Origin of the sequence: Erythrobacter longus (assembly GCF_000715015.1) — a bacterium.
In the GTDB taxonomy this organism is placed as follows: Bacteria; Pseudomonadota; Alphaproteobacteria; order Sphingomonadales; family Sphingomonadaceae; genus Erythrobacter; species Erythrobacter longus.
Window position 1 is genome coordinate 79,963 of record NZ_JMIW01000006.1, and the last position, 10,038, is coordinate 90,000.

A 10,038-nucleotide genomic window follows, 5' to 3' on the forward strand; every position below is an offset into this window, starting at 1 on the left:
GCGACAACACCTTCTGGGCCGGGCCGCACGCGCTTCTAGGAGGCCAGCCATAAAGGTCGAGTTAAACCGGACCATCACCCTTCTGATCGCCCATCGGCTCGCCCATCCGCTCGCCTAAGCGCACTGGACGTTCTGGCGCCCAACCCTCGTTGAATGCGATTGTGTCCTGCTCGAACAGCATGACCACAGTGGAACCCAAGAGAAACCGTCCCATCTCCTCCCCCTTGTTCAACACGACATCGTGATCATCGTAGGCCCAGCTTGAAACCTGATTGCTTCGGCTTGAATTGACCACGCCATGCCACACAGTAGCCATGCTGCCGACTATAGTTGCACCGACCAGCACCATCGCGAAAAGCCCGTGTTCTGGCGATTCGAAGATACACACCACACGCTCGTTGCGCGCAAACAGGTTCGGCACACCGCGCGCTGTGACCGGGTTTACCGAAAGCAAGGCCCCCGGAACATAAGTCATCTGCCTGAGCTTTCCAGCGCACGGCATGTGGATACGGTGATAGTCTTTTGGCGACAGATATATATTGGCAAAACTGCCGTCACGAAAATGCTCGGCCAATTCAGGATCGCCGCCAATAAGGTCAGTGGCGGTGAAGCGGTGTCCCTTGGCTTGGACCATATGACCATCCTCTATCGCGCCAAGCTGACTAATCGCGCCGTCTACCGGGCAGATGAAATCAGAGGGAGCCAGCGGGCGTGCGCCAGCCTTCAGTGGCCGGGTAAAGAAGTCGTTGAAGCTGGCGTAACTGTGGATGTCCGGGTTTTGCGCCTCGGTCATGTCGACGCCATATCTGCCGATGAACCAGCGTATCATCCGCGTCGTCATTACCCCGCCATGTGCCCGAGCAAAGCGGCCCGCAGTTGCCGTGAGCAGGCGCTTGGGAAGCGCGTATTGCAAGAGCACCTTCGTGCGATCCATCTTTTCATCCTCGAATGATGCTTTAGCCGTTGAGATGAACCGCGATACAATATCCTTGCGAAAAGACACCCTTTGACTGTGTTGGAGATGATCTTGCGCAAGGGCAATCAGGCAGACAGCGTGTTTGGCCCTTGCTCGGTCGCGCTCTCGCTATCTTCGATAGTCAACAGTCCGGCTGCTATCGCCTTGCTTATCATATGGACGCGATTCTTGGCGCGCATCTTGAGGCGCGTGTTTTCAATGTGTCGTTCCACAGTGCTTGGAGCAATCTCCGCCCTTTGAGCCATTTCCTTCGTCGTCAGTCCGAGAGCAGCAAGCTGCAGAATCTCTGTTTCGCGAAGTGTTAAACGCAAGGGTTCATCATCGTCATCAATAATCACAAGTCTTTCCTCCTACCGCAAGACTTTCTCTATCGCAGACCCAAGGATTGTGATTGTATAGCAGGCGATCTCTGATCTCGATATTGCGTATCGCTAAGATCAAGACTTCCGTTATCGGCTAATGACGAGTCGCCCCCGAGAAATATTACAATACATCAACACCAGTAGGCGCGGCTACCAATAAAAGCAGGAGAACTCCTGTTCGGCGCGCGTCTGGACCTATGATGCTGTTTTATGGTCGGGAAATCTTTGGAAGAACATTGATATCGATCAATCAGTAGCGAGAAACCTTTGCTGACTTCACGTACACTGGGTATTTTCCAGTAGGGATTTTTGCTCACATAGAATCACCTCGGCGATTCGACCTTGGAACAAGGCTCAGGGGATTCGCTCGGATAGCTTTCCCTCTCCAGCTCATGCATTCTCTCTATCGCAATGGGGGGATGGGACAGTTGTTCCTTCCCCAAAAAGTGGGAGAGGGATCATGCATCGCAATCTGCGAAGCAATCAACTGCGTCCTCTTGGCGCAGCTGGCCGACTTTCGATTTTCGCCGCGCTGGTTTCGGTCGCTTGGCCGATGAGCCTCGCAGCCCAAACTGCGCAAGCCGGTGGTGAACCATCTCCGGGAAGCCTGCTAATCACTCGCGAAGTGCCAACCAGGCCAGCGCAAGCGACTGGGTCGGGCGACATTCTCGAAGTGTCTCTGATCCCCAATCAGGCATTTGAGGGTGCAATCAGACTCGGGATATCCGAGCTTGATGACGCTCAGGCTGCGCAGATTACTTCGTCAGCACTCGATGGGATCGACCAGTTCTCGCAGATTGCTTCCGCAACTCGTTCCTCCAACGCCTTGGTATCCGGTGCGCTGGAGCGAAACGGATTGGTGTCGCCAAATGGCATTACCGAAACGGGAGGAGGGTCAGTCGTTGCCAGCTCGATTGGATCAGGCCTTGGTTCAGCAAACGCGGCAGTTAACAGCGCGCTGGGCTCGCTTTCACGCGCAATCGGCGCGGCCGGTAGTTCAAATGGTGGCGGCCAATGACTGGTATCGCCCGCCTTGTAGGCCATGCCGCCTGCACCTTGGCACTCTTTCAAGCCTGGCCGGCGGTCGCGCAGGATACAGGCGATACGCCATCCGCCAAGCCTGGTGATTATGTCGTCATCGACAGCGAAGTGGGCGGATTTGAAGGTGTAAGACACCTCAACATTGCCGCCGGAGACGGCAACCAACAGGCCAATATTGCATCAATCGCCACAGGGGATGTCGCGATAAATACAGCAGCCATTTCTCAGCTTGGTGAGAACACTGGTCCAGTGCCTGGTCGTCGCTACGAAGCAAGAATTTCAGAGAATGCCTTTGCTGGCAGCCACGGCTTAACCGCAATCAATATCGTGGCGGGCGCCAACAACCAACAAGCCAATATCGCAATGATCACAACAGGATTGGAAGGGCGGGTCGCATCGGCGGCGATCCTGTCGCAGACCCGCGCTTCCTCCGAACCGTTGAGCATAAGCGACGGCCCCGCAAAGTCGGAACATATCGCCCGGATCGATCCGGGCGCGTTCCGCGACAGCAGCGGGATCGTCCAAGTCAGCCTCATCGGTGGCACGGGGAATTCCTCGGCCAATGTCGCTGTGCTGTCCATGGAGGCCGGCACGAACTGAAGCACTATGAAGGAGAAAGACAATGCGTAAACATGTGCTCCTGACGGGAGTAGCGGCAGCAGCCGTAGCCTTCGCACCGACATCCGTTCTTGCGCAGGATATCGTCGATGACATCGTTGATGAACTGGGTGACTCACTCGAGGAGCGGCCAGCCCCCGGTGTCGAACTTGGTCTCGAGGGTACTGTGGAAGTGCACTACGAGAATGAGATCGAAACGGAGATTGAAACCGATATCGATTTCACCAAGGATGTGACCCTTGCGGGTACCGTCAATCTTAATGGTGACATCAATGTCGATGCAGCGGCTGTCGCCGTGGTCGACAACAAGCAATCTCTAGTTGGCAACACGCTGTGGTTCAACGAAGAGAATGAGCTCAATGGTGAAAACGGCTTTGTTGATGAGGTCTTCGGTCCCGGCATCAGCGAAGCCGGTCAGGATCCGAACGACGGGCTCACCGATGGCGTAGTCCAACCACAGATCCGAGCTGGCTTCTTTGCCCCACTGATCAACACGATCGCAGGTTTCTCGGTCGATGTTGAAGGCAATGTCGGGATGAACCTGTCGGCAGGTAACTTCAATATCCAGGACAACATTGCTGCCCTCGCGGTTTCAAACTTCGAAGGTGACGATGATGATACGGGCGGCATGGCAGAAGCATCGCTCACCGCGCTGCAGCTCACCACGCTGAACAACATCAACGATGATCCGAATACGCTGGAGGAAGATGACAAGAACAACTTCCGCACCCGCAACACGGTATTTGATGGTGATGCTACGATCAATGCTAACGGTAACCTTGGCTTGAACGCGGCTGCTGGCAACATGAACTTGCAGAAAAATGCCCTGGTTCTTGCTGTCGCAACAGATGCGGCAATGGCCGAGGCAACGGCTGGCGTGATCCAGGCAAGTGTCGGGAACTTCGCCAATATTCAGGATGAGACGAACATCATCAATGCTGGAACCTACACAGGATCGGGCAATCTTGGTGTGAACCTCGCCGCTGGCAACTTCAACCAGCAGATGAACTCGCTGGTTGCAGCAGTCGGTGAAGCCGGCGCCGGAAACGGCGGCGGTGGTGGCGGCGGCGACTCGTAAAGGCCCCCGCGACGGCCCCTGAAGGAGCCGTCCTAGGACAGGGGGCCTCTATCCAAGCGGTCCCCTGTCCCCCCTTTCACAATGCACGAGGCATTACGAAATGCGGCAACTTACTTCCTTGATAATAGGCTCCTTGTGCCTTGCCAGCCTGTCCGGCTGTGCGACCGCTCCAGAGGGGATACAGCCTTTCGCCGTCGGTCAGGAAGGGTTGCGCACGCAGCCTCTCTACAAGAACGTCTCAAGTTGGCGGACGCGCAAATTCACCAATCTGGTGCGTCAGCAAACCGACTTCAGCTGCGGGGCTGCTGCGCTCGCGACGATCTTCAACTTTGCATACGACAAGAACACGAGCGAACAGCAAGTGCTAGTCAATATGCTCAAGATTGCTGACCCTGACGTGATCCGTGAAAAGGGTTTCTCGCTTCTCGACATGAAGAATTACGTGCTCGCCGTTGGAATGACCGGGCAAGGCTACGAGGTTGAGTACGACGCTCTTCAGAGACTGAAGGTCCCTGGAATAGCTTTGATAGATATCAAGAATTACAAGCACTTCGTCGTGGTTCGCAAAGTCAGCAAGGACTTCATTCAAATCGGGGACCCTGCGCTCGGCAACAGAACGATGTCGCGCCGCGAATTCGAAGAGGCTTGGAACAATGTGATCTTCGTCATTGTGGGCGAGGGATTTGATCCTGACACCGTACTTCTTGATCCACCCCCACCCCTTTCTGCCGCGCGCCTCTACAAAATGCGCTCACCGGTTCCGAACGCTGAAATCTATGACCAGGGTCTTGGGCCCACTTACAGCTTCGTTTTCTAGGAGACCTAAAGATGCAACGCTCCAACTATCATCACTGCAACCCAGGCAGAACGATGCCGGGACGTGCTCACCGACTTACGGGCTGTCTCATGTTGAGCATCGCCTCATTGAGCCTGATTGCAGCCGCGCCGCCCGCAACCGGGCTGGAAGGTTTAGGCCGCGAGGTTTCCGACGAAGAACTCTCCAAAATGCGTGGAAAATTCGTGCGGGCAAACAACATTCATTTCTTCGGCGTCGAGCTTCTTCAGAGTTGGCAAAGCGCCGATGGGGTGACAGTCCTTGCGACATTGCAGTTCACAGTCGACTTCGCGAATGGAGCGGGAAATCTGGACGGTGCATTACCGATGATCCAGATCTCTTGGGACCGTACCTGTGAGGATTGCGGCGATGCGACAATGGACGTAGGCGGCCTGCAAACCGGGAGCAGTTTTGGCCTCGCTTCAGATGCGATGAACTCAACATTCTCGATTGGCCGCCTGGAAGGTGTTGAGGGCCTGGTCCAGACACAGGAAATCGCCGGATCGGGCAACAGCGTACTCAATACACTCAGTGTATCCGTAGTCCCCAATGGATCGATTCAGTCGCCCTCAATGGGCGACGTCTCGTCAATTGATTCCAGCGCTACCCTCGTGACAGATGGTGGTGAATTCATCGACTTTCAGGTGGCCCGAAATCAGCTGGGCATTGCGATGACGCGTGGCAATGATTCGGTCCGACAAGGAATAAGCGGCGAGATGAATCAGGCCGCCCAGCACGTAATCCTCCAAAGCAGCCTCAATTCGATACGCAATGAGATGGCGATCACAATCGGGGTGGATGATCTGCGCCGCGCACAGCAGCACAACGTTCAGACTGCCCTGTCGGCGATGAAAGGGAGGGGAATGTGACGGACTATTTCAGAGCAAACCAAAGTTCATATGATCGTACGAGATCGTGGGTGGCTGGATTGATGCTGGCAATCGTCATCTTCTGCCTTCTCTTTGGAACCGCAATGGCGCGGGCTGAAACGGCTGATCGGCAATTCGCCGTAGAAGGTGCGGGACGCGCGAGCTGCGCGGCCTATACTGAGGCCCGGGATAATAACCCTCAGCAGGCGGCTCGCTATCTTGGCTTTATCGAAGGATACCTCACTGCTGCCAACCGCTATGAACCCAATACTTTTGACTTGGCTCCGTGGCACACAGTTGAGGCTTTTGCGCTCATCCTTGATCAACATTGCATGCAGTCAAGCGATGATCGCCTTGCGATGGTCGCGCAGAGACTCGTCGTATCGATGATGCCGCATCGTTTGGCGAGCGAGTCAGAATTGGTGGAACTGCGTCAAGGTGACAAGAGCGTGCTCGTCTATGAGAAGATCATTCGACGCACGCAAAACCAGTTGGCGTTGCGCGGCCTTTTCGCGGGCGAGCGCGATGGGAAGGATTCGCCGGAATACCGCGAGGCTCTGAGCCGCTTTCAACAAATTGCCAGATTGGATCAGAGCGGCATCCCCGATGTCGCCACCTTGTGGGTGCTGCTCCATCCATAAATGCGCAGAACGAACGAGAAGGATTTGATTGACGGGAGGGGAGAAATCAAATGTCGAACACGAAAAGAATGCGCAGCGTGACGCTAATGATTGCGACCGCATTGCCGCTCATTGTCACTGCACAGGCCCGTGCCCAGGAGCTAGGTCAAGCCCTGTCAGATACCCCGCAAATCGGATACGAAGCAGTCGACCTGGACGATCAGGTGATCGACAGCAGTGCAACGGAAGCTGAGATCGCAGGCCTGCGCGCACGTGACGTTCTAGCACAAAAACGCATCACCGAGCTTGAAGAGCGGCTGGAAAGGCTAGAGAGAGTTGCTGGCTTAGCCGGCGCATATCCGCTCAACGCTAAGGAGCAGGCAGCCCTGAGAGGCTGCGGTTTTGGCACGAACCTTATGGCTCCCACTTATCATGGTGACCAAGTCGAATTGCAGAGGGGGCCAAGGCAGTTCGTCAGCACGGCTGTTCAGGATCAGGCAGGCGCTCCGGAAGACACCGAACCCGGGCGTAGGCGCGAACCAGCTCCATCACAGTCGGTCACCGACATCACTGAGGACACCCAAGGCTATTTCGGGAGACGGTTCAGTTTCGAGGCAGGGGTCAATTACACCCATTTCGACGATGCGCGGATAAATCTCAGTGGCTTTCTCGCGCTAGACGCAATCTTTCTGGGCCGTATCAGCGTTGACGAGCAAAGCTCGGACATCATCACAACGGATTTCACTGGACGTTTCGCCCCCACTGACCGGTTGCAGTTCGATGTCAGTGTTCCCTTGATCTACCGGTCGTCGGTTTTTCAATCCGGGGGCGCTGGAGGCAATGCAGCGGGGCTGGCTGACGCTCGAGTTGAAGAGTTCGGTATCGGAGATATCAGTTTGGGCGCAAGTTACCGCTTATTGCAGGAAACCGTGCGCAGGCCCGACGTCGTTCTAAACGCGAGGGTTAAGCCTCCTACGGGCCGGGACCCTTTTGGAATCGAGCTTGTCGAGATTGCAGGCACAGAGGGCAATCTTGAAGTCCCAGCTGCTCTATCAACCGGTAGCGGTGTCTGGGCTGGCTCCGTCGGGGCTTCTGTCCTTAAGACGCTGGACCCGATGATTGTGTTTGGCAACGTCACCTATTTCCACAATTTCCCTCGGAGTTTTCCCGATATTGACGAAATTGAAGGCGACCAGCCCGGCCGCGTGGACATTGGCAATTCGATCCAGTTCGGCGCCGGGCTGGCCTTCGCACTGAATGAAAAGTCGAGCCTCTCAAGCAGTTTTACGGTGCGCTTCGGGGATGAAACGCGTTTGCGCTTTGTCGATGAGGAATACAGCGATGTCATCGGTAGCGGATCGACCGTAGGCCTCCTCAATCTGGGAGCGACCTTCGCGTTGACCGAGAGAGCTTCGCTACTCACAAGTGTGGGTGTGGGCATGACCACGGACGCGCCGGATTTCACAATAAGTGCAAGGGTGCCATTCCGGTTCTAGAGAAGAGCATGAACATGGGAGCATGATTATGGACAGGGCCACTAGGCCTGTCGGGTTGGAGCCATTGCGCTAATCCTAATCCATCAGGATGTTGAACCAGAACACCGGACTGCCTCACATCCCGCGAGTGTTTAGTGAGGTAACACTTGGCAGCAAGGCTTGGCCGGTCAGTCCCGACATCTCTCGCCGCTTTCGGTTTTCTAGACTGGCATCGGTTCTAAGCCGTGGAGAGCGTCATTTTTTGGGTTGTTAGCAGAACGGCGGCTTTGCGCCCTTCCTTCGCCCGGAGCGGATGGTCAGCAACCGGCCCAAAGGCCCCACTCACGCACTCAGCTGATTGCAGTTTCTGCTTTAAATGCTTGTACTAGGTGGTTGCGGGAGTTGGATTTGAACCAACGACCTTCAGGTTATGAGCCTGACGAGCTACCGGACTGCTCCATCCCGCGCTACCTAGCTAGGCGTCTGTGATCTAGACCACGGACCACAAGGGCCATAGAGACGCCAAAAGGGCTATCCTAAATAAGGAGAGCCCTTTGACAAGTGAATGGGTTATTTCCCGCACACCCTGCATAAGGGCTTCCACAAGCTGCAATGCCTGGCGGCGACCTACTCTTCCATGCCTTAAGACATAGTACCATCGGCGCTAACTGGTTTCACGGCCGAGTTCGAGATGGGATCGGGTGGGTCACAGTCGCTAGGACCACCAAGCAATGAAGCTTGTGGATGTGCGGGTTTTAAATCGATGTAGTTTAGTGATTGAGCGTCTGGCCGGAGTATTTCTCCACCGCAAGACGGACACTGCGCAAGCAGGCCTGTCATTGACAGTGCGAATTCTCAAGCACGAATAAATCATTAGTACCAGTTAGCTCCACACATTACTGCGCTTCCACACCTGGCCTATCAACGTCATGGTCTCTGACGGATCTAAAATACCTTATCTTAAGGGAGGCTTCCCGCTTAGATGCTTTCAGCGGTTATCCCGTCCATACATAGCTACTCTGCGGCACTCCTGGCGGAATGACAGATACACCAGAGGTATGTTCACCCCGGTCCTCTCGTACTAGGGGCAACTCCTTTCAAGTATCGACGCCCACGGCAGATAGGGACCAAACTGTCTCGCGACGTTCTGAACCCAGCTCACGTACCACTTTAATTGGCGAACAGCCAAACCCTTGGGACCTGCTCCAGCCCCAGGATGTGATGAGCCGACATCGAGGTGCCAAACACTGCCGTCGATATGAGCTCTTGGGCAGTATCAGCCTGTTATCCCCGGCGTACCTTTTATCCGTTGAGCGATGGCCCTTCCACGAGGGACCACCGGATCACTATGACCGACTTTCGTCTCTGCTCGACCTGTCGGTCTCGCAGTCAGGCATGCTTATGCCATTGCACTCTTGCAGCCGGTTTCCAACCGGCCTGAGCATACCATCGCGCGCCTCCGTTACTCTTTAGGAGGCGACCGCCCCAGTCAAACTACCCGCCATAGAGGGTCCCTGGTCCGGATAACGGACCTAGGTTAGACATCAGAAAACAACAGGGTGGTATTTCACAGGTTGGCTCCACTCGGACTGGCGCCCAAGTTTCAAAGCCTCCCACCTATTCTACACAGTTCTTTCCTAATGCCACTCTAAAGCTGCAGTAAAGGTGCACGGGGTCTTTCCGTCTAACCGCGGGTACTCCGCATCTTCACGGAGAATTCAATTTCGCTGAGCATATCCTGGAGACAGTGGGGAAGTCGTTACGCCATTCGTGCAGGTCGGAACTTACCCGACAAGGAATTTCGCTACCTTAGGACCGTTATAGTTACGGCCGCCGTTTACTTGGGCTTCAATTCGGAGCTTGCACTCCTCCTCTTAACCTTCAAGCACCGGGCAGGCGTCAGACCCTATACGTCGTCTTGAAGCCGACTTAGCAGAGTCCTGTGTTTTTGATAAACAGTCGCTACCCCCTGGCCTGTGCCCCCTCCACACTGGTTGCCCAGTGAGAGGGCCTCCTTCTTCCGAAGGTACGGAGGCAATTTGCCGAGTTCCTTCAGGATACTTCTCTCAAGCGCCTTGGTATACTCTACCTGACCACCTGTGTCGGTTTCGGGTACGGTCTATATGAAGAGGCTATTTCCTGGAACGACTTGGCAGCATGCCCA

9 protein-coding genes, 1 tRNA gene and 2 rRNA genes (1 of these 12 only partly in view) are annotated in these 10,038 nt (G+C 55.2%); 7 read left to right on the plus strand and 5 right to left on the minus strand.

Going from position 1 to position 10,038, the window contains the following annotated elements; all coding sequences use genetic code 11:
- Window positions 1-61: 61 nt before the first annotated feature.
- The gene (gene asd / locus EH31_RS12585) at window positions 62-934 is read right to left on the minus strand and encodes an archaetidylserine decarboxylase (protein ID WP_034961251.1); all 873 of its coding nucleotides are present in this window, start codon (window positions 932-934) and stop codon (window positions 62-64) included.
- Between the two features lie 107 nt (window positions 935-1,041).
- On the minus strand, window positions 1,042-1,314 hold the full coding sequence (locus EH31_RS12590) for a helix-turn-helix domain-containing protein (protein WP_051699237.1): 273 nt from the start codon (window positions 1,312-1,314) through the stop codon (window positions 1,042-1,044).
- A gap of 484 nt (window positions 1,315-1,798) precedes the next feature.
- Between EH31_RS12590 and EH31_RS12595 the strand changes: the two genes are divergently transcribed.
- The 7 genes from EH31_RS12595 (at window position 1,799) to EH31_RS12625 (ending at window position 7,895) form a co-directional block, all read left to right on the plus strand.
- Window positions 1,799-2,356 carry a hypothetical protein gene (locus tag EH31_RS12595; RefSeq protein WP_034960841.1) on the plus strand — a complete coding sequence of 186 codons (558 nt, stop codon included), beginning with the start codon at window positions 1,799-1,801 and terminating at the stop codon, window positions 2,354-2,356.
- On the plus strand, window positions 2,353-2,979 hold the full coding sequence (locus EH31_RS12600; RefSeq protein ID WP_034960843.1) for a hypothetical protein: 627 nt from the start codon (window positions 2,353-2,355) through the stop codon (window positions 2,977-2,979). The genes EH31_RS12595 and EH31_RS12600 overlap by 4 nt, the downstream gene beginning before the upstream one ends.
- 22 nt (window positions 2,980-3,001) lie before the next feature.
- Entirely contained in the window at window positions 3,002-4,075 is a 1,074-nt protein-coding gene (locus EH31_RS16985; protein ID WP_051699238.1) for a hypothetical protein, read from the plus strand.
- A 100-nt stretch (window positions 4,076-4,175) separates the two neighbouring features.
- Window positions 4,176-4,892: a C39 family peptidase gene (locus tag EH31_RS12610; protein WP_034960844.1), complete on the plus strand. Its 717-nt coding sequence runs from the start codon at window positions 4,176-4,178 to the stop codon at window positions 4,890-4,892.
- An 89-nt stretch (window positions 4,893-4,981) separates the two neighbouring features.
- A complete protein-coding gene (locus tag EH31_RS12615; RefSeq protein WP_034960846.1) occupies window positions 4,982-5,779 on the plus strand; it encodes a hypothetical protein in 798 nt (265 codons plus the stop codon).
- A 50-nt stretch (window positions 5,780-5,829) separates the two neighbouring features.
- A complete protein-coding gene (locus EH31_RS12620; RefSeq protein ID WP_152553565.1) occupies window positions 5,830-6,420 on the plus strand; it encodes a peptidoglycan-binding domain-containing protein in 591 nt (196 codons plus the stop codon).
- A gap of 50 nt (window positions 6,421-6,470) precedes the next feature.
- The gene (locus EH31_RS12625) at window positions 6,471-7,895 is read left to right on the plus strand and encodes a transporter family protein (RefSeq protein ID WP_152553566.1); all 1,425 of its coding nucleotides are present in this window, start codon (window positions 6,471-6,473) and stop codon (window positions 7,893-7,895) included.
- A gap of 369 nt (window positions 7,896-8,264) precedes the next feature.
- On the opposite strand, the gene EH31_RS12630 is transcribed toward EH31_RS12625, so the two are convergent.
- The 3 genes from EH31_RS12630 to EH31_RS12640 all read right to left on the minus strand — a co-directional run.
- Window positions 8,265-8,341: transfer RNA gene (locus EH31_RS12630), tRNA-Met, on the minus strand.
- 147 nt (window positions 8,342-8,488) lie between these two features.
- A 5S ribosomal RNA gene (rrf, locus tag EH31_RS12635) occupies window positions 8,489-8,603 on the minus strand.
- A gap of 122 nt (window positions 8,604-8,725) precedes the next feature.
- A 23S ribosomal RNA gene (locus tag EH31_RS12640) occupies window positions 8,726-10,038 on the minus strand; it runs 1,500 nt beyond the window's last position.

Coding starts and splice junctions, on each gene's coding strand:
- asd (WP_034961251.1), bottom strand. CDS start 934: ATGGATCGCACGAAGGTGCTCTTGCAATACGCGCTTCCCAAGCGCCTG.
- EH31_RS12595 (WP_034960841.1), top strand. CDS start 1,799: ATGCATCGCAATCTGCGAAGCAATCAACTGCGTCCTCTTGGCGCAGCT.
- EH31_RS12600 (WP_034960843.1), top strand. CDS start 2,353: ATGACTGGTATCGCCCGCCTTGTAGGCCATGCCGCCTGCACCTTGGCA.
- EH31_RS16985 (WP_051699238.1), top strand. CDS start 3,002: ATGCGTAAACATGTGCTCCTGACGGGAGTAGCGGCAGCAGCCGTAGCC.
- EH31_RS12610 (WP_034960844.1), top strand. CDS start 4,176: ATGCGGCAACTTACTTCCTTGATAATAGGCTCCTTGTGCCTTGCCAGC.
- EH31_RS12615 (WP_034960846.1), top strand. CDS start 4,982: ATGTTGAGCATCGCCTCATTGAGCCTGATTGCAGCCGCGCCGCCCGCA.
- EH31_RS12625 (WP_152553566.1), top strand. CDS start 6,471: ATGTCGAACACGAAAAGAATGCGCAGCGTGACGCTAATGATTGCGACC.